General features: G+C 39.1%; 1 protein-coding gene. It reads right to left on the bottom strand.

Annotated elements, in window-relative coordinates:
- Nucleotides 1-440 (bottom strand): ABC transporter permease (locus ACU8YE_RS25405; RefSeq protein ID WP_446930356.1); only part of this gene is annotated, 440 nt, incomplete at both ends.

The raw sequence follows: 440 nt of genomic DNA, 5'->3' as shown, positions 1-440 counted from the left end.
GACAAACAATAAAGCAACTACCAACGCAATCCAGAATTCTTGTAAAAAGAAGAGTAGCACGCCACCAACCAAAATCAAACGAAACAATAAGCCGCTATATTCGCTACCTCGTAAAAAGCTCCGAATGAATAAGTAAGCATACGTGTTCTCAGATGTTTTTTTGACTACTCCGAGGAGAGGATCTAAGTATTTACGGCGTTTCACTGTACTACTCACTTCAGGAATATCTGTAAACAGCTGAATGAATTTATAAATTCTATGCATTCTGTTTTGTTCTTTTTGGATCATTTTTTCCCAATCCAAGAAACTCTGTTTCATCTTATTTTGCCAAATCCTCGATAAACAAACGGCCAGAATGATGCCACCAATCACACCAACCCAAGGCGTCCAGTAAATCGCTCCCGTCATAATCAAGAGACTACTGATCAACCAAACAACCC

It is taken from the genome of Ralstonia sp. VS2407 (assembly GCF_052950655.1).
The sequence above is the reverse complement of the archived record's forward strand: the minus strand, read 5'-3'. Positions and strand labels throughout refer to the sequence as shown.